This is a genomic window from Candidatus Methanarcanum hacksteinii (assembly GCF_964305265.1).
Lineage (GTDB): Archaea > Thermoplasmatota > Thermoplasmata > Methanomassiliicoccales > Methanomethylophilaceae > Methanarcanum > Methanarcanum hacksteinii.
In genome coordinates this window covers 16,283-36,794 of sequence record NZ_CAYATA010000001.1, presented here as the reverse complement: position 1 = coordinate 36,794, position 20,512 = coordinate 16,283, and the positions used below count along the sequence as shown (strand labels likewise).

At 45.6% G+C, this 20,512-nt stretch carries 10 protein-coding genes; 8 read left to right on the top strand and 2 right to left on the bottom strand.

The annotated features are described in order from the left end of the window. Positions 1–49: 49 nt before the first annotated feature. Positions 50–1,840, bottom strand: a complete 1,791-nt coding sequence (locus ACI2NF_RS00100; RefSeq protein ID WP_400150418.1) for a ribosome biogenesis/translation initiation ATPase RLI — start codon at positions 1,838–1,840, stop codon at positions 50–52. A 111-nt stretch (positions 1,841–1,951) separates the two neighbouring features. Here ACI2NF_RS00100 and ACI2NF_RS00095 point away from each other — a divergent pair, with 111 nt between their 5' ends. The 6 genes from ACI2NF_RS00095 to ACI2NF_RS00070 all read left to right on the top strand — a co-directional run bounded on the left by ACI2NF_RS00095 (position 1,952) and on the right by ACI2NF_RS00070 (position 15,102). Then, positions 1,952–3,412 (top strand): MATE family efflux transporter, encoded by a 1,461-nt coding sequence (locus ACI2NF_RS00095; RefSeq protein ID WP_400210907.1) that lies wholly within the window; start codon positions 1,952–1,954, stop codon positions 3,410–3,412. A gap of 42 nt (positions 3,413–3,454) precedes the next feature. Next, positions 3,455–5,725 (top strand): methionine--tRNA ligase, encoded by a 2,271-nt coding sequence (metG, locus tag ACI2NF_RS00090; RefSeq protein ID WP_400210906.1) that lies wholly within the window; start codon positions 3,455–3,457, stop codon positions 5,723–5,725. After that, positions 5,722–6,375: a PHP domain-containing protein gene (locus ACI2NF_RS00085; RefSeq protein ID WP_400202026.1), complete on the top strand. Its 654-nt coding sequence runs from the start codon at positions 5,722–5,724 to the stop codon at positions 6,373–6,375. The genes metG and ACI2NF_RS00085 overlap by 4 nt, the downstream gene beginning before the upstream one ends. A 918-nt stretch (positions 6,376–7,293) precedes the next feature. Then, positions 7,294–11,265, top strand: a complete 3,972-nt coding sequence (locus ACI2NF_RS00080; RefSeq protein WP_400210905.1) for a hypothetical protein — start codon at positions 7,294–7,296, stop codon at positions 11,263–11,265. 139 nt (positions 11,266–11,404) lie between these two features. Beyond that, positions 11,405–14,776 (top strand): hypothetical protein, encoded by a 3,372-nt coding sequence (locus ACI2NF_RS00075; RefSeq protein ID WP_400210904.1) that lies wholly within the window; start codon positions 11,405–11,407, stop codon positions 14,774–14,776. 68 nt (positions 14,777–14,844) lie between these two features. Then, on the top strand, positions 14,845–15,102 hold the full coding sequence (locus ACI2NF_RS00070) for a hypothetical protein (RefSeq protein WP_400150209.1): 258 nt from the start codon (positions 14,845–14,847) through the stop codon (positions 15,100–15,102). 469 nt (positions 15,103–15,571) lie between these two features. Here the strand turns inward: ACI2NF_RS00070 and ACI2NF_RS00065 are convergent, their stop codons facing one another. Then, on the bottom strand, positions 15,572–15,853 hold the full coding sequence (locus ACI2NF_RS00065; RefSeq protein WP_400210903.1) for a hypothetical protein: 282 nt from the start codon (positions 15,851–15,853) through the stop codon (positions 15,572–15,574). Positions 15,854–16,260: 407 nt separating this feature from the next. On the opposite strand from ACI2NF_RS00065, the gene ACI2NF_RS00060 reads away from it, so the two are divergent. Together ACI2NF_RS00060 and ACI2NF_RS00055 are read left to right on the top strand one after the other, a co-directional pair. After that, entirely contained in the window at positions 16,261–19,452 is a 3,192-nt protein-coding gene (locus ACI2NF_RS00060; protein ID WP_400210902.1) for an InlB B-repeat-containing protein, read from the top strand. A 4-nt stretch (positions 19,453–19,456) separates the two neighbouring features. Then, positions 19,457–20,512, top strand: a complete 1,056-nt coding sequence (locus tag ACI2NF_RS00055) for a hypothetical protein (RefSeq protein WP_400210901.1) — start codon at positions 19,457–19,459, stop codon at positions 20,510–20,512.

Genomic DNA, 20,512 nt, shown 5'->3' with positions numbered 1-20,512 from the left:
GATGGTCGGACAATCGGCAAAAGGCATGATTGTCCAAATGATTATCGAATCACTTCTTTCCGCTAGCGGTCGGATCAGCGTAGTAATATTCGCCCTTCGACTTCTGTTCCCTATCCAACCTTGAATCTGGTTTATTGATCCTGGGTCTGTGCGTCTCAGCATCCCTTCTGAAGGTGATATCGACGGCTTTGAGGAATCTGTTCATGCCTTCTCTCATATCGAAGGGACCATCGGCGATACCCTCATGTCCCGGATTGCCGCCGAACACCATCATGGAATCCGACACCATGTCGAGGAAGTACATGTCGTGGTCGATGATCATTCCGCTCTTACCTGATTTCTCCATCATCCTTCTGATGGTCTTTGCGGCATTCATCCTCTGGTTCGAATCGAGGTATGCTGAAGGTTCATCGATAAGATAGATATCAGCTTCCTTAGCGAGACAGACCGTGATGGCGACACGTTGCAACTCACCACCCGAGAGGTTCTTCACCTGTTTATCCATCAGGTGTTTGATGCACAATGGTTCGAAGACCTCGGTTTGGAAGAATCCCGTCTCTATGACGTCGAACGCCTCTGTGTAGAGGAGATCCTTGACAGTACCGTCAAAGTCCGGTGTTATGTATTGAGGTTTGTATGAGATCTTGAGTTTGGTATCCAATTTGCCTTCATCCGCCTCGATCTCGCCTGCCACGATCTTCACGAATGTGGTCTTACCTGTCGCATTCGGTCCGACGATACCTACGGTCTCACCGATCTTTATCGCACCAGGATTGACAGTCAGGCTGAATTCACCGAAATTCTTCTTTATCGTATCGAATTCGACAAGGTTCGCAGTGTTCCACTCCCCTCTCGGAGGCGTAGCGAAGAACTCCACGGGTCTGTCACGGAATCTTATGTTCTCTTCGGGGAGATAACCGTCAAGGTAAACATTTATGGCAGTCCTTACCTGACGCGAGAGCGTGAATACTCCGTACGCGCCCTCGGTACCATACACGACACTGACATTGTCCGCAAGGAAATCCAATATGGCAAGGTCGTGTTCGATGACGACGACCTGCTTTGTTTCAGAAAGGGCCTTGATCTGCCTAGCCATCTTCACCCTTTGATATATATCAAGATATGACGAGGGCTCATCGAAGAAATAGACATCGACATCCTTCATCATGGTGGCTGCCATTGCAAGACGCTGAAGTTCTCCTCCGGAGAGTTTGGACAATTCCCTATCGAGGACTTCCGTCAGATCGAATTCCTTGGCGGCTTCCTCGACGGTCATCCTCTCCTCGACCTTGGAGAGCAGGTCCCTGACGACACCCTTGACCTGTGATGGAAGTTTATCGACATATTGAGGTTTCGTAGCTGTCTTGATCTTTCCGTCGTACACATTTTGAAGATAGTCATGCATCTCCGTCCCTGCGAAGTGCTGCAGGACCTCTTCTTTGGATGGAGGATCGTCATATCTGCCAAGATTCGGGATCTCGATCCCTGATAACATCTTGATTGCAGTGGATTTACCGATACCGTTCGGTCCGAGGATACCTGTGACGACACCTTTCTTAGGTACCGGCAGTCTGTAGAGGCGGAAGGAGTTCTCACCGTATTGGTGAACCATCTCTGTCTTGAGCTCATCGGCGAGACCGATGATCTTTATCGCTTCGAATTGACATTTGTTGACGCAGATACCACAACCTGCACACAACGTCTCCGAGATGATCGGTTTTCCTCTTTCGCCTAATGTTATGCAATCAACGCCCGTTCTCATGAGCGGACAGAATTTTATGCACTCTTGATTGCACTTCTTGTTCTGACATCTATCCTTGATGACAGCAGCTATCCTCATGGTATGCGGTTATGGCATCACCGTTATTAATCTTGTTATCGGGAAGGAAATTGTGGGTGTCCGTACTCTGTGGTTCGTACGGGATTGAATACTCTTATATATGACACGGATATGAAGAACCCAGGTGTCTGTTTGGGAGGAGAGAGTACAAAGGGTGTAGAGACGTTGCTAGGCAACCCTAAGAGGGCCGTGTTGCTCATGGCGTTGCCGATGATGGTCGGTATGGTAGCACAGTCTGCGAACAACCTGATCGATGCTGTTTGGGTCGCGGGTCTAGGTCCTGATGCATTGGCAGCGGTCGGTTTCGTCTTTCCATTGTTCTTCATCCTCATCGGTATCGGAAACGGTGTCGGTGTCGGTGCCTCATCCGCTATAGCACGTCATATCGGTCGCGGAGACAAACCATCGGCCGACAGGACCGCGATGCAATCCGTCGTTCTTTTGATAATAGGCGGAATAATCGGGATGGTCTCCCTCCTTCTGTTCCAAAGACCTATGCTAGAGGCCATGGGTGCCGGAGATACCATCGAATATTGTGTCCAATACGCCACACCTGTGTTCATATGTACGTTGATATTCCTTCTCAACGGACTGTTCAGCAACTTGTTGAGGGCAGAAGGTGCATCGAACAGATCCATGATCACACAGATCATAGCTGCTGTGATCAACATAATCCTCGATCCGATATTCATCTATGGTGATGTGTTCGGTGAGATATTCGGAATGGATGTCGGTTTCAAACTGGGTCTCGGTATGGGAATGGCTGGTGCCGCATGGGCGACCATCCTTGCAGTGATCACATCCTTCGTCATAATGCTCTATTGGTACTTCATCAAGAAAGACACATACATCAAACTCAGAACGAGATACATCCCTCTCCACAGGGAGACAGATGTCGATATCTTGAAAGTAGGTCTCCCTGCATCGGGTGAGCTCGTTGTCATATCCATCATCTCGATGGTCATGAACTTCATCATCGTTCTCTCCGATGAGGGGACTAACGGTGTCGCCATATACTCATCGACATGGAGGCTGATCAACATCCTGATGATACCTCTCATGTCCATAGGCGGTGCTGTCGTACCTGTACTGGGCGCAGCATATGGTGCAAGACGCTTCGACAAGATGAATGTGGCATACGTATACTCGATCAAATTCTGTCTTGTCTTGATGGTGGTACTCGTTCTCATAACGGAGATATTCGCAGAATATATGGCGATCATATTCACCTATTCCGATTCCACATCTGCACTTAGAGGCAGTATGGTGGATTGCCTGAGGATAACGAGTCTGTTCCTCCCATTCGCATCATGGGGATTCATCGCAGTGGGATTGTTCCAAGCTGTCGGTAAAGGTGGATCATCGTTCGTTTGCACGTTCATAAGGAATGGTACGCAATTGATATCGAGCGGCATATTGGTCGTGACGGTCGGTACATTCATCTCCATCATGTGGGGCGTAGTTGCCATGGAGATTCTCGGCTCGATAATCGCAGGTGTCTGGAGTTACATGTTGTTGAGGAGTATCTCCAAAGGCGGTATGTCATCTCCGAGCGAATCCTTGGAGACGTGAACGCGCTCACAAATAAATATGAACGACACATAGCCTGGAATCATGTCCAAGGTTCTCGTATGCGTCGCATGGCCCTATGCGAATGGTGTAATCCATCTAGGTCACATGGCAGGTTCCATACTGCCACCAGATATTTTCAGCAGATACAACAAACTCTTAGGTAACGAGGTCATGATGGTCTCCGGTTCCGATCAGTACGGTACGCCCATAACGGTGAGTGCTGAGAAGGAGGGCGTCACACCCGAGGTTATCGCTGAGAGGTATCACGCGATAAACAAGAAGGCCATCGAGGATATGGAAGTCGATTTCTCCCTATTCACGAAGACGCACACAGAGAATCATAAGGAGGTCGTACAGGACGTATTCCTCAGACTCCTGGAGAACGGATATCTCTACGTCAAGGAATCCAATCAATACTACTGCCCGAAATGCGGTAAGTTCCTTCCTGACAGATACGTAGAGGGAACATGTCCTGATTGCGGTGCGGAGAACGTACGCGGAGATCAGTGTGATTCCTGCGGTAAGACGTTCGAGGCAGGCGATCTGAAGAATGCACATTGCATCAATTGTGGTACGGAACCCGAGGTAAGGGGGACAGAGCATTATTTCCTCAAACTCTCCGCCTTCGATAAACAACTCATGGAGTACTTGGACAATAAGGACTTCTGGAGACCGAACGTCAAAACATTCACCACCAATTGGCTGAAGGACGGTCTGAACGACCGTGCGATAACGAGGGACATGGATTGGGGGATACCCGTTCCTGTGAAAGGATGGGAGAACAAGGTGATCTACGTCTGGTTCGATGCGGTCATCGGATATCTAAGCGCATCCAAGGAATACAGCAAGATCATCGGCAAGCCTGATTATTGGAAAGGATTCTGGCAGGATCCTGAGGTCAAGAACTATTACTTCTTGGGTAAGGACAACATCCCATTCCATTCGATCATATGGCCGGCGATCCTCATGGGATATGGTGGGATGAATCTTCCATACGATATCCCTGCGAACGAATACCTTATGTTCAGGGGCGGTAAGCTGTCGAAGAGCAGGGGAGGAGCGATAGACATCCCATCCGTATTGGAGCATTTCGACGCGGATGTGTTGAGATACTACCTTTCAGCAGTGATGCCCGATACGCATGATTCCGAGTTCACATGGACGGATTTCGAGACGAAGGTCAATAATGAATTGGCATCGAATCTCGGCAATTATTGGCACAGAAGCCTCAGTTTCACATTCAAGAATTATGGTACCGTACCCGAAGGTAACGATACCGAGACAGGGCATATCATCGGCTTGATCGATGTCGCTCTGAAGGAGTACAAGGAGTGCCTCGGAGCATGCGACTTCAAGAAAGCGATCAAGGTCGTGATGAACCTCTCCAGCGAGGGTAACAAGTATTTCGCCGAGAAGGCACCTTGGGCATTGATCAAGACTGATAAGATCGCATGTGGTCATGTGATGAACGCGACATTGACATTGACGAAGGCGTTGGCATTGATGGCTTGGCCGTTCATGCCAAAAGCTTCGGAAACGGTGTGGGATTATCTTGGTGTAGGATGTTCCATGATCGATGCCGGATTGGATTCAGCATTGGAACCGATGGCTGTCGGGGTCCAACTGAAGGAACCCGTCCCTGTCTTCAAGAGGATAGAGGTCCCTAAGGAATGGAACGAGACTTCCGAGAAGAAGGAAGCACCGAAGAAGAAGGAAGAGAAGAAGGAGATCACAGGTCCGTTCGCTGATTTCAGGAAATTGGACATACGTGTGGCGCAGGTCGTATGGATCGACGATCATCCGGATGCGGACAAGCTCTACCAGATGAAGGTGGATGTCGGCGAGGATGAACCTAGGTCGATCGTTGCAGGTCTCAAGGCGTTCTACAAGAAGGAAGAGATGCTCAACAGGAAGGTACTCTGCCTCAAGAACCTCAAACCGAGGAAACTCCGCGGTATCAAATCCGAAGGCATGCTCCTTGCAGCCGATGATGAGGATCTCGGAGGTACGACAGTCCTGTTGCTGAAACCGTCGAAGGATATGCCGAACGGTACGCAGATCAATTCAGGATTGGAGAATTCCGAATCGAAGATAGAGTATGAGGATTTCGTCAAGGTCAATCTGAAGGTCGCGACCATTAATGATGGTAAGTTCAACATCGATGGCGGTAAGGATATCGATCTCCCTGATGGTTCGCCGACACGTGTGGTAGCAATAGTCGATGCGGATGGAAAGCTCTTGCCTCTATCTGATGGGAAGGATTGCATCGCCACTGTCGATAGGGACATCATGGACGGGGCAAACGTAAGATGAAGGCAGATCTGCACGTCCATTCATGCTATTCGGACGACGGACAGTCGACACCGGAACAGATAGTGGAATCCGCATTGAATAACGGTATCGGATGCGTCGCAGTCTCCGACCATAACGAATGGAAAGCATTCTTCGATCTGGAGAAGGATGGGAGGATAATCGCGGTCCCTGCGGAGGAGGTATCATCCTCCGAGGGCCACATCCTCGCATACGGCATATCATCGAGGATAGAGCAAGGTCTCTCGATAAAAGAGACGATCGATGCGATACATGAGGCGGGCGGCATAGCGATCGCAGCTCACCCATACAGGTGGGTGACGGGGATCGGTCCCAAGAACGTGATTGATGATTTCGATGGAGTCGAGGCATTCAACGCGAGATCGATGGCCGGGGACAATTTCAAATCAACGAGATTGGCGAAGAGATTCGGCAAGATCATAACCGCCGGTAGTGACGCGCACAGTCCAGGGCATATCGGCGAGGCATATGTCGAGATCCCGGATACCTGCAGGACATGGCAGGATGTCATGACAGCATTGAAGGAAGGGAACGTTATTGTTGGCGGTAGGAGCCGTACCATCATCGGTTCAATAAGATATGCCGTGAGAACGTTATCACATTGGACATTCCGTGGATTCAGGAGAATCTAACGTAAACATCCAATGTCTCCGAATTTATGTGATGTCTCTAAGGGAGCGCATACGTAGATTGGGGACATGAAGAACTTCTCGAGAATATTTTGATCGAGATTGGTTTTGTGAACATCAGCAAGATGTTTGGTCACACTTCACATGTAGTGAATATTGCGACGAAGATATGGCGAGATATGCATAGTTTGATAAGGATCGCATCTTACACCTAATGGAAGAGACGTGACTAAGAAGTCAATCTTGTCTCTAACACATGTTTTTGCATTGTAAAAAGGAATTCAAAGTTCGATACCAATCAACGGGATAACGATTTTGACACGGACATCGTGGAAGATTCTGCACCGACGGAAAGTTCAAGAGAATATTATTTTTTTTGTGACTTTTTTAAAGAAGAAAATGATGTGCCAGTATGAAATAATTATGTAAAAAAAGCGGTGACTTAATCGGACATAAGTCACAAGAAATTTTTTCATATCTGGATATGTGCAATAGAACAAGAAGAAATAAGTACTAAATTAGATAAAATATCTTATAGAATAGAAATAATAAATACTGAACTCTATAAAACGTAAATACTTTATATTCCGAGAGACTTCTTTGCATTACGGCGAAGTCACTGGCGATATTGTACGCTACGACGATGGTTGAACATATCCGAGTGATGGAGCCATGGGCGGGGGCGTTGTTATCACTCTCAAAATAGCTAGTGATCATATTGAAAGAGACTTATGTCCGATTAAGTCACCAATTGATAGGATGTTAATTACATTTCAATTGATCAAGAGAGCAGGGAAGGGTGTTGTTGTCCTATCCCAAGATACTCCTGCCCAGATTCTTTCAGTACGTAAGTGTAGGATCTCCTCGGATTCGATCACCAATTCGTCGGAAATCGCCGGAAGATGAAAAGGAGTAATTCAAATGAAAACGAAGATGAAATCGGCGTTCGCATTCATAGCGGTCGCCCTAATGATCATGGTCGCAGTCGTACCTATGGTCGGAGTGTTCACTGAGGATTCCTCAGCGGATGCTGTGGCAATACCAGGTACCGGTAAGATCACTGTCTCTGGTACCGTCAAGAACGGCTCGGACACAGCTATTGAAAATGCATTGGTTAAGATCGAAGCAAACAGCAAACTAGTGGGCTATGGTGTGACCAACAGTAGCGGTGAATATTCTATCGACCTCTATATCGATGACAAGCTCACATTCAAAGTATCCGTAGTAACTGATGCAGCAACATATGTATCATACATGGGTGCAGGTGCAGTCAACCCCGCAGCATCATACAAATTCGCTGAACAGACCTTCACAGATGTCAAAGCAGATGTAGAAAAGATAGAAAACGTCAATTTCAAAGATGGAAATGTGACGATCAGCGGACAGTTGTACTACAAAAACGACAAAGAATTTGTGAAATCAACTTCTGTTACTGCCAAATATAAGGTTGGATCAACAGAAAAAACTGCTAGCGCTACAACAGATAAAGAAGGGGAATATGCAATCCTTGTTCCCGTAGGTGTTAAGGTAATCGTTTCTGCAACTGGTTTTGTATCATCGGGGGAGACTGAGGTTACAAGTAACACCACAGTAAATCTTAAAAATGAAAAACTCAACCTCGGTACTGTAACTACAACCGTACCTGAACTGTTCAAGGATTTGGAAATCAAATTAACAATGACAAAGAAGGGCGATAACGTAGACACACTTGCAGTACTTGATTCGGGTAAAGTCGTCGACAATAAAGTGGTGATGTTCGAGTATTCGATCAAAGCTGATGCGACAGATAAGCTCGACATAGAGATCAAAGACAATCTCAACCTCGGTAAAGTACAGAAAGTCGACGTATCCGATTCAGTAAGCTACAACTTCAATGCATATATCTATGGTGCAATCAAGATGGGAGGTGTGGATGTCCTTGCTGCAACAGTCTCAATAGACACCTATAAATTGGATGCAGAAGGAAAAGAGGTCAAAGTCGCCTCAATTTCAGGGGCTAAATTGATAGGCAACACATACTACGCAGCATTCGGTGCTGCCACCATCTCAGATGATGTGAAGAAGATAAAGGTCACTGTAGATGCCAACGGAAACAAGAAGATATCTGATTCCGTCGATTTCACAAAAGATTCTGTAGTAACAAATGTTGATGTCAATTTGGAAACAGAGGGATACAACCTCATCACAGTCAACGTCAAGAAAGGAACCGATGCAGTATCTGGTGTCGAGGTTGTTCTTGATAAGGATGCAATCGGAGCTGTCAGCAAAAAATTAACAACTGACAGCAATGGAGATGCAAAATTCTATGTCAAGACTGGAAGTGTTATAAAGATCACACCGACAGGTACATTCGATGTCAAGGATCGTACATTCACTGTCATGGGAGATACAGAGGTCGCATTCAAGATCGATGCAATAGAACTCTCAGGCTCTGCTATAAAGGATGCCACAGACAAAGTGATAACTGGCGTAATAGTGAATTATAAAGTGCCTGGTGCCACAGGATACAGCACCGTCACATCGGACAAGAATGGTTACAAGATCACCGTCAATTCGAATGTCAAAGCAGAAGACGTTAAGGTCTATTTCGCAAAAGAAAAATACACATTCGATGCGAAGGATGATGAGACTGCGATTGCAATGAGTGCAGCAACAGCTATCAAAGCAAAAGAGCAGACATATACATTCACTCTCGCTGATGCAAAAGGTGTTGCAATCAAAGATCTGACTGGAATAACAGTCAGTGTTGCAAAATACAAGATCCACACAGCAGGTTCATCTGTTGTGTATGATGGTACAGATGGTACTGCGATCACACCAGTCAATGACGTGTACTCATTCATCGGATCTTCAGACTATGTAGGAAAGACTGGAGAGTACAGAGTTTCGTACTGTGTTAAAGTTACTACTGGTGCCGATTCAAAATACACATTCGCACAAATTACAGAGTATGCAGATAAACTCGTTGTCAAAGCAAATGAGTACACACTCACGGGATACGTAAAGGATGCTGCAGATGTAACACCAGTGAAAAATGTTGTTGTTAAGAGCAGTAAAGTGTCCGATGACAGTGTAAAAACCACAGAAAAAGGTTACTTCAGCATTCTTGTCAATGCATTGGAAGATAAAATTACTGTCGCATCGGGTTCAGGATACACATTCAAGGATGTAAAAGTCGTTGGCGAGAAAGAGATCACAATCAAAGCCAACGAGAAGACATTCACAGGTACTCTCAAAGATGCCGATGGAAAAGCAATAACTGCTGGATCATACGTAATCAAAGTAATGAATGGTACTACACAGGTTGGTGCAAATGCTACCGTTAAGGCTGATGGAACATTCACAATCGTTACTGCAGTTGCAGAAGGATACAAACTCAAGGCAACAGATTCTGCAGGTACACGTACATTCGCAGACATCACACTGAAGGGAACTGAGACAATACTCGATGTCGTCTCCGAACAGGCAACATACTCTGGTAAGGTCTACCTTGCAGACGGAACAACAGCTCTCAAAGATGTTGTGATAGAAGTCTGGAAGACATCTACGACAGAAGATGATAAAAAAGTGGTGACGAATCCGACAGAGATAAAAACGGGCGCAAATGGTTCATACAGTGTACTTCTTTCTGTAGCAGATGATAAATCATATGTTGTGAAAGGAAAGGATGCTGGAGTTCTCAAATTCTCAACAACTGGAGTCGCATTCAAAGACTACGTTGCAGATATCAAATCAACAACGAAGATAACAGATGTTACTACAACCAGTACAATAGAACTCAGGGATGCAGCAGGCGAGAAGCTTGGAGCAGGATATGTCGTTAAAGCATACTACATGACAGGTTCAGGCGCTACTGCGAAGTATGATCTCATCGGAACATTCACAACCGACAAGAACGGTGAGTTCAAATGCCTGTACACAGGAGCTGGTTACGTCTTCAATGTCACATCGCCTTCAGGTTCAGTATACACATTCAAAGAGTATGATGCTGCTACTTCTTCAGTAATCAAAGCTAAAGAGAGCACAAGAGAAGGTGATCTCGTGTCACAGAACGGTGTAGCTATACCTGATGCAACCATCTCATTCCTCGACAAGGATGGAAAGGTCTTGACGACAGCCAAGACGGATGCTGATGGAAAATGGTCTGCAACCCTTATCGTTGGTGATGTCAAGAAGATCACTGCAAACACATCCAAGTATGGTGCGATAACACTCGATCAGGCGACTATTACAGACACTTTCAGGATCTCCGAGTACATCTACTCAGGTCTCTACGCCAACGGCGAGGTCGTCTCCGGTGTCGTCGTTGTCTTCGAGATGAAGAATGGATCAACATTCATCCAGATGGGTAAGGCTGCGATCGTCGATGACAAATACTACGTCGTCGCAGACAATGAGTTCGTAACTGGTTACACGATGACAGTTTCTGCAACTGCTAGCAACTTCAACGCATACGGAACATACGCTGCAAGTGCAGTCGCAATGAACCTCGACGTAGGAAAGAAACCTGGAGTCGTAAGCATCGCCACTGACGATGTGTTCTTCGGCGAGTTCTACACGATATACAACGCGACCAACGCACAGGTCGGTGACAAGATCATCCTCCGCGCATCCGAAGTCGCATACAAACCTCTCGAGGACGGTAACGAGACGACTGTCGTCAAGTACAAATTCAACGGATGGTACGTGAACGGTGTCAAGGTATCCGACGATCTCGAGTACGTGTACACAGTGACCGAGAGCTGTCTCGTGTATGCAGACTATAAGGCATCCACATACGAGACCGCATCCGACGACAACGGCATCAGCCCGTCAGTTCTCGTGATCGGTATCGCAGCAGTGATCGTAGCTCTGATCGCAGTCGTATACACTGTGATTCAGAAGAAGGAGTGAGACGAGCGAACGAAACGGGGATCGACCTTATCGTTATAATGAACGGGAAGGTCTCCCCGACCTTTTCTTTTTCCGGCGGAAGGGGGTGCGTGATCACCCGCACCCCTGGAAACCATATGTGAAGGAGGGAGGTGTAAGAATGGAAAATAAAACAAAGATCCTAGCGTTCGCGGCTGTCGCACTGATGTTCGCGGTCTGTTTCATCGGATTCGTCGCTATCAATGATGGCGAAGTGGATGCTGGGGATACAACGACAAATGTCGCTAAGATAGGCGAGACATCATATCCGACACTTGTCGATGCAATAAAGAAAGTTAAGAATGGAGAGACTATAACACTAGTGCGCGATGTGACTGATGGATCTGGGGTTGGAATATTCGTTAACGGCGATGGGTACATAGTATACAATGCAACAACACATGAAAAAGAAGAGATGGTACTTAAAAAAGGAGAAAAATTAACTCTAGATTTGAATGGAAAAACGTATTGTGTGACAACTCCTGCTGTAGGTTCGAAAGGATATGAGACTCAAGCATTTCATTTGGAAATGGGTTTTGATGTTACAATAAAGAATGGTACAATCACCTCATCTGGTAGTAATGTATTGATGCTTGTCCAAAACTATTGTAATCTCACTTTGGACAATGTAACACTTGATGGAAGTAACCTTCCTGGTGCAAAAAGGTATGTATTATCCAACAACTTCGGAAATATAACGATAACAGGAAATACGCAGATTATTGCTCCCAGTAATGGAGTAGCATTTGATCTCTGGTATGGTATGAGTTCTTCCTATGATAATGGCGTTTTTGTCATATTCGATGAGAAATTCACAGGTATTGTGGATGGTACAATAGAGTATGGTGCAGATTCCAGAATTAGGAGTGAAGATCTTACAAATAAGGCAGTCCTCACAATAAATGGATCAGGTACATTTAAGGGCGACTTAAAGTTCAGTTCTAATCAAATAACCGTTGCAGACATCAAGATATCATCTGGTTCATTCACTGATGTCGCGAATGCTGTGAAGTATGCAACGTCTGGTGCAACGATTAAACTTGCAGACAATGTTGCGCTCGATAAGGTCCTCTACATTACGAAAGAAGTTACGATAGATCTTAGCGGCCACAAAATATCAGAAGGCACAACATGGAAAGAGGATGCTAATGACGATGCCTTGATTTGTGTGAAACGTGGAGGAATTCTTACCATAAACGACTCGTCTGTTGAAAAGACAGGTGCCGTTGATGGAAGTGAACGTATGGTGGCAATCAAGATGACTGAATTCATCAGTGGAGCTGACAATGCCACTGGTGCTGATGCGAAACTCTACGTAAACGGCGGAAGTATCACAGGTGCATATTATGCAATATCTGGAAATGGAAACAGAAACGGAACATACATCGAAATCACTGGCGGAACATTTACTTCCATAGAAGGTACCGCGATTTATCTGCCTCAGAAAGGAGTAACGAAGATTACAAACGGTATTTTTATTGGTAAGGATTCTGCAATCGAAATCCGTTCAGGTTCATTGGAGATCTCTGGCGGTAGATTCGAATCCAAAGCCGAATCGTTCACTGTTACAGGCAACGGAAATGGTATCACGACATCTGGTGCAGCGATTGCAATCGCACAGCACACTACAGGAAAAGACATATCTGTGACCATCAGTGGCGGAACGTTCAGCGGTATCCGTTCATTCAATCTTGGGGATCCACAAAAAATTGCTAAAGCGATTAAATTGAATATTACTGGCGGAACATTCAATAATATTGTTGGATTCAACAATGATGTTCTTTATGCATCAGGAGATAAAATCAATATTGACTACCTGGAGCCATCCGCAGCACTCATTGTTAATACAGAGTTAGAGGTTTGTTTATACAATAAATCGTACGATGCTGTCGAAATAATCAATGGGCTTACAGAAGATTCGATGGCATTTGTTAGAGACCTTACAGTTACAAAAGATCTTGATGTCAAAGCGGGCGTAAATGTTAGATTCTCTAACGACATGTCTGTCGAAAAGAATGTTACTCTTACAATCGGCGGTATGGTTGCATTACAGTGTGAGTCAGAATCGCCAGCCAATGCAACAATCAATGGAAAACTCATCGTGTCCAATGGCGGGGAATTAGAGATCAGTGAGCGTATAACACTCACTAACAACAACATCACCACTATCAATGGCGATGTTGATAATAAAGGATCTATCGTCAACAACGGTACACTTTCTGTCGGTAATATCTCTGCGTTAGAGATTGCATCAGCCATCGGTGGAAACATCATTGTTAATGAAGATATCACAGTCAACAAGTCTATTTCATTTGGTGATTCAATAATCTCTATTGATGCAGGAAAGGCACTCACCGTTGAAAGTGGTATCGCCTTGACATTGAACCAGGGCGTCACACTCACTGGTACCATATCTGGCCCCAGCAATAACAAACTCGTTGCCAACGGAATGAAAGCTGGTAATGGTGGAATCACCATCACAGGTGGTTCATTGATCATCAACGGTAAGATCGTGGGTGAAAGCGGTTCTGTGGCTGGTGCAACAGTCACCGTAACAGGTGATGGAATCAAGATCAGCGGTTCATTGGAATCTGGTGCAACTATGGTCATCGAAGAAGGCACAGTTGTTACCGTCGAAAATGATAAGGCATTCTCGTCCGAAGGTACAATTGACAACAAAGGTACTATCGATAACAAAGGTCTCTTCAACAACAATGGAGTCATTGACAACAAGAATATCATCAAGAACGAAGCCTCGTTGACAAACGATGGTACGATCAAGATGACAGGTGCATCAAAGATTACAGCCGATGATGACAAGAAGGTTGTCAACAACGGTGTCGTCATCGATGAGCGTGCTAAAGGAACCGATGTTGTACCTGTTACTAACGACGGTACTGTCGTAGCTAAGAACAATGCCGATGAATACAAAAAAGCAAATATCGATGTTGTCGAACAGGACCCCGATAAGCCTGTAGCTACTGAGGGCAAGATCGAAGTGAACACAAACAAGTACGCTTTCATCACACCCATTACGACAACAGGCAAACTCAACATCGTCTTGAAAGATGGTGAATATAAACAGTACACAGTCACCATCCCCGAGGGAACAACGATCGCCGCAGGTACCGTTATCTCTGTCAGTTTCATCGAGTATCAGTCCGATTCTGTCACCAGATATCAGATCAACACTCCTGGAATAGAGAACTTCAGCATGAAGCTCCCCTGTCAGATCGGTTTCAAGAAGGCCAAGGTCTACTGCGACGATTCTGAATTGGGCGTAAGCAAGGTACGTTATGACGCAGGAACAGGATACGTAACATTCGACGCATCACACAACTCCGTGTTCACGATCGTGTTGTCCAACACATCCCATACAGGTACGACAACGGTGTCCGGCGGAGATGCAACGAACGATTACTCACTCGTGATCGCATTCGTAGTACTCGTCGCATCACTCGGATTCCTTGCGTACGTGATCAAGAAGAGATGAAACCATAACACATGAGATGACATCCTCGGATGTCATCTCTGTTTTTTTCTTTAATCAGGCGGAATGAAATGATCGAATACAAGCTCAAAGCGATAGAAGAGAAACACTTGTTGTCCACCTTGCTTTACTTATACGAAAATGGAGAATCCATCAAGACAGAGATCTACAGCAATGTATCCAGGAATCCGAGGATGCCACTCAAGTTGGATCTGTTGGAAGAATGCGGTCTCATCACCATGGATCGCGGAACTACGACCACAATAAAACTCACTGAGAAAGGCACTCGCGTAGCATCCCATATACAAATGATCGAAAACGACTTATGACAAAGGATGTCGGACATCTTGGTCTGACTCCGGGATTTTTTCTATTACGTCCAAAGAGTTATGTCGAATGATGGTCGGAAAATCTCTCTATGCGGAAAGTTAAAACGTTCGGACCGTCTATGAACTATATGCGGGGTCGTAATCACGTATTCCCGTCCTGCCGCCAATAAATCCCTGTGCCTTAAGTGTGCACGAATATGGATTCTGTGGCTTAGACCACATAATCAAGGCGAATGACGTCTTTGCGCTTCGAGCGCGGTGCGGCAGGTCATCTCTTCTACAGATTATTTTTGAATTTAGGTCAGAGATGATCATCTAGGGAGGAGTTCTGATTCAGAGGCCATATCCATTATCAGTTCATTGATAATGGATTCATAAGCGGCCAATGCAACGATCAAGACACTATCTCCAACTGAAAAAAAAGGGGACTGTAGTTTCACTTATTGACAAATTTTGTTGAAAAAGGGGATTACAATACTCTCTTTTGCAAAAACATCTCACCACATTCACCACTATCGTGGTATGCAACTCTTTTTACGGTGTAAGGGCAAGTGTCTCCAACGGCATTCATCGACAGGCATCTCTTTCCATCTGTATCGATTACATCGCCACCCTTATTGGTACCAAAGAACGCCTCGCCTTTACAGGAAATATTGAGCATCGCACTGAGTGATGTGATGCCACCCTCTAATTCATCGATACTCTCTTTGAATTCATTGTATTCGTCTTCACGATCGATATTATCCATCATGTTCACCAATTTATCTTCTACTTATCTTCTACTAATCGGTAGAAGATAAATCGATGATATCATCAATACACGATGGTCGATTATAATGCGCAACAATTCTGAAGCAGATTGCATGGTGTAGATCATAATCCAACGCAATCCCGTGACGGATTCGAAAGGTATTCGTGACATGTATATGACATCATGAATGAACCTCGATTTTTGATGCGACCTCACTAATAATTTAGATTTTTAGCCCTTCTAATACGCATTCTCCGAATGCATCGCCACAGCCCCTTAACACTAAAAATAATGCCAAATGGATGTACAAAGTTGTACGTTGGATACATTATCGGGAAAATAATGCACATCCTAATAAATCCAATAAGAAACAGTATTGTTCTCATGTATAGATTGGAGGGCATGCTATGAAGGCCACGGCCGTAATAGCGGTATTGATAGCTCTTGTAGCCGTCATCGGGGCCGGGGTGTTCCTAGCCTTGGGCAACGGGGGTGAAGATAGCACTATTGTACTGGAGGAGACCGTTGGAGTTGATGGCATACTCTCGGACAATGCTGAGAAGAACATCATCGATTCGATCGGTAAAGAGGATGGTTCTAACGTAGAGGTGAGGATAACATCCGAGATGTCCGATACTGCTTCGATATCATCGAAACTTCTGAAGGCTACCAAGGATAGCGGTGCCTCCCTTTCGTTCATGATAAAGGGAATATATACGAAGATATCCAACAAGGCCTTGAACGCTTTGAACAGCGGGAACGTATCCTTCACAGTGAAGGAAGCGACCGTTCCGAAGGAATATGCTGAATTGGAAGGGCGTCCGGCATACGATCTCGCATTGGAATGCGGAGGTTCCGTGGTATCATCATTCAGTGATCATGTACAGGTGTCGATACCATATAAGTTAAAGTCCGGAGAGAAGTCCGGGAACCTGTATGTCGCATATCTCGGTAAAACTATAGAAAGGTTGGATTGCACATTCAAAAGTGATAGCGTAAGGTTCTCGACCAATCACTTCTCACCGTATGTGATAGCATACAGGCATACCGATTCCGTAGAACCTAGGGAGATACAATCGACATCGCCATCCCAATGGTCCTATGTCGGAGGGGATGTGGGAAGTTTCGGTGTCACCGATTCCAAGACTCCTATAACGGAATCGGACATGAGGATGCTGTGGATGGTCACATCGGATACAGAGACCTCGTCTTCGAATTGGAAGACACCTAGTTCATCTTTATGCGTTGATGATAAGGTCTATTACTACAAAGGTCAGGATTCCACGCTCTATTGTGTGGATGTAGCTACGGGAAATACGATAGCTAAGGCAGTATGTCCATCGAAGACAGTTTACAACATGGCCATCACGTACGGTGATGGGAAAGTATTCGTTGTCACGTCCACAGGTTCGACATCGATCCTCTACGCATTCGATGCTGAGACCTTGGAACAATTATTCGTCTCTGTGCCTGTGGAAGGCGGGGAGACGCAAGGGACGATCACATACAACGACGGGAAGGTGTTCTTCGGAACTTATTCAGGCGATTACGCATGTTTCTCTACCGAGGATAAGAACAAGGCAAGATCGGATGAGAAGATAGAACCATTATGGTTGCTCAAGCACAAGGGATGGTATAATGCCACACCGGCATTCTTCGATGACTACATCGTATTGGTGCAGAGGGGATTCGACGACATGGGTGCTATAGCATACTTCATGGATGCTAACACCGGAAAGGTCATCGATATGATGAAATTCGACAGGGAGTACGCCTCATCCGGTGCTACGGCATACGAGGGAAGGGTCTACATCCCATTGAACAGGGTGCATGACCGTACCATCACGGATCCGAATGAGAACACTCCCGATAAGCTTGCGATCCGTTCATACAAGATTACAACTAGTGGATTCGACAGATCATCCGAGAAGTTCTGGGAATCGGACGACAGTTATTGGAATGATAACCATGGCGGGAGAGTATGGGGAGGTACGCAATCCATCCCTGTCATTTGGAATGATACTATCTACATCGGAGGCGGAGGGAAGACCTTAGGGACTGATGAACCTCTTTGGATCATCGATATAGACAAGAATGGCAACATGAAGTCCCGTGCATATCTTAAGGATGTGTGCACGAAGGCAACACCAGTGATCTCCACCGCATATTCCACCAAAGAGAACGGATATGCGGTTTACATCTATGTCATGGAATATGGTCACGTCTATCAGGGAGAATCATCCGAAAGTACCAATGGATATGCCGACATATTCGTGATAAAGGATTCCAAGGAGAAAGGAACATCGATCGTGTTCAAGATGAGGCCCGATCCAGCACAGTTCTGCTATCAGAGTTTCTCGATTTCTAAGAACGGATATGTGTTGATAAGGAATGATTCGACATTGCTCTGCTATGGTGTTGAAAACAGATACACTGCGGAGGATGTGTCCTCATCCATAGAGAGATTCCTTTCCATGTATGATGAAGGGAATGTCAATTACAGGGATTATCAAAGGATAATCTCAAGATATTCTGAGTTGAGTGAAGATGATAAGGCCAAGGTCACCAACTATTCCAAGTTGGAGGGCGTATGTGTTACATTGAGGTTGGAGACGGTATCGAAGGATATCGTCATCAAGGTACCGAAGGGATCCATAATAGATATCCCTGACGTGGCCGTTCCCAAGGGTAAGGTACTGACGGGATGGATGGATGGAAAGTCTGCATGGACATCCTTCAACACGCCCGTCATGAAGGACACCGTACTCACACCGGTTTATGCCGATGCGGTAACGATAAAGCTGAATCCGCAGAATGGAGCGAGTGCATACGAGATACAATCCGCAAAAGGCTCTGAGTTGCCATTCATCTACGATCCATCAAAGGATGGGTATCAGTTCGGCGGATGGTACGATGGTTCGACATTATACAAGCCTAATGAGACCAAAGTGTCGAAGAATGTGACACTCACAGCCAAATGGTTGGAGGTCAGTCTGCTGAAGTTCGATACCGATGGCGGTTCTCCTGTCACAGGCAAGTATTATGGAGTATACGACAAACCTCTCGGAAACCTTCCGGTATCCGTCAAAGCGGGTTATACATTCAAGGGATGGTATTATGATGGAAAGGAATACACTTCTCAGACTGTTTACAAATTCAATGATGGTATAACATTGAAGGCCAAATGGGCAGAGAACACATCCACGACGATCGATAACGGAAAAGGATTGTCGATCACAGGCAAGTTCCCTGCAGAATCATCGTTGTTGACAGGTCCTTTGAATGTCACTGGAAACACATACAAATCGATATCGAAGGAATGCAAAGAGAAGACAGGTTTCGATCCTGATTGTGTTCTGGTCACTCTGAAAGGGGACGGTGTCGATAATAAGTTACCTTTGAAGGTCAAGATCAAGGCGAACAGCAGTTACAATGGAAAGGAAGTCCAGGTGTTCTATTACCTGAACAATGTGGTGACTGTCAAAGGGAAGGTCATCGACGGTTATCTTGTGTTCGATGCGTACGGTTCCAATGTTCTTGGCGGTGTGCAATTGTCATTCGGAGTAGAGAGTGGCGTGATGGAGAAAGGATCTTGGTGATATTATGAAGAAGAATACGTTGATCATCCTGATGGTGGCGGTCGTTGCCGTCATAGGTATCGCGGCGGCCGTCATGATGATGACTGGAGATGGGAACGATGACACCAAGGATGGTAAGATCTATAGTGTAACACTTGAGGTCGCCCAGGAGGATGGGGCCTATAAGGAATATGCTGCCACAGGGATGAATGTGAAGGATATTCTAACCAAGACGTTAGGTGACGACATCGTTCTGAAGAGCAATGGTAATGTTCAGAGTTATAAGAATAAGGAGAATACTATTGATGAATCATGGATCGTCTTCAGATGGCAGAGTCTGAAGGGATGGGTGCCCGCGAAGGATACTGATCTCAGGGACGATTCCACACTTGTGTTGGAGTATACGAAGAAGATAACGAACAATGGTAAAACGGAATATGTGCAGCCAGGGTTCAGTATAAGCAACGAGGTGTATTTCTTCATCCAGATCCCCAACATGTCGGAGATCGAGAAGATAGCTAAGGATCCGAATTCCAAACCGGATGACAAATCCGAAGGGAAGAAACTCACCACATCAGAAAGATATGACGTCCTGATGGGTTGGTTGGAGAAGGCTGGATTGACCAAATCTGACATAGAAGGAGGTATTTGGGTCAAGGGTTCGGGTACCAATGCTAACGAAGCTTTGGTGAATGCTCTGAAAAGTACATGGTTCCCCTCGTCAGAGGTGGAGGTGGTCGAGGACAAAGGCGTTCTCAACTACAAATTGGATGGAGAGACCGTTCATGGTCACCTGATGAGCAAGGATATGTTCGGATGGTTCACGGATTTCCTCGGATGGGCGGATACCCAATTGAATAACGGCGATTGGACATATTGGTCCCAATACACCTACAACCCCAACGCAAAGACGTTGGATGATACCAAACAATGGACATACAACAATCTGACGCTTGGTAAGTATGACCTTGGTAAGTATCGTTACTTCGGACTCGTTCTTCAAACGACGACGGAGAAACAGACGGGCGACGGAGCAGAGATCGTGATGCAGACTCCGTCTGAGATACCAGAGGGCCTATGA

Coding starts and splice junctions, on each gene's coding strand:
- ACI2NF_RS00100 (WP_400150418.1), bottom strand. CDS start 1,840: ATGAGGATAGCTGCTGTCATCAAGGATAGATGTCAGAACAAGAAGTGC.
- ACI2NF_RS00095 (WP_400210907.1), top strand. CDS start 1,952: ATGAAGAACCCAGGTGTCTGTTTGGGAGGAGAGAGTACAAAGGGTGTA.
- metG (WP_400210906.1), top strand. CDS start 3,455: ATGTCCAAGGTTCTCGTATGCGTCGCATGGCCCTATGCGAATGGTGTA.
- ACI2NF_RS00085 (WP_400202026.1), top strand. CDS start 5,722: ATGAAGGCAGATCTGCACGTCCATTCATGCTATTCGGACGACGGACAG.
- ACI2NF_RS00080 (WP_400210905.1), top strand. CDS start 7,294: ATGAAAACGAAGATGAAATCGGCGTTCGCATTCATAGCGGTCGCCCTA.
- ACI2NF_RS00075 (WP_400210904.1), top strand. CDS start 11,405: ATGGAAAATAAAACAAAGATCCTAGCGTTCGCGGCTGTCGCACTGATG.
- ACI2NF_RS00070 (WP_400150209.1), top strand. CDS start 14,845: ATGATCGAATACAAGCTCAAAGCGATAGAAGAGAAACACTTGTTGTCC.
- ACI2NF_RS00065 (WP_400210903.1), bottom strand. CDS start 15,853: ATGATGGATAATATCGATCGTGAAGACGAATACAATGAATTCAAAGAG.
- ACI2NF_RS00060 (WP_400210902.1), top strand. CDS start 16,261: ATGAAGGCCACGGCCGTAATAGCGGTATTGATAGCTCTTGTAGCCGTC.
- ACI2NF_RS00055 (WP_400210901.1), top strand. CDS start 19,457: ATGAAGAAGAATACGTTGATCATCCTGATGGTGGCGGTCGTTGCCGTC.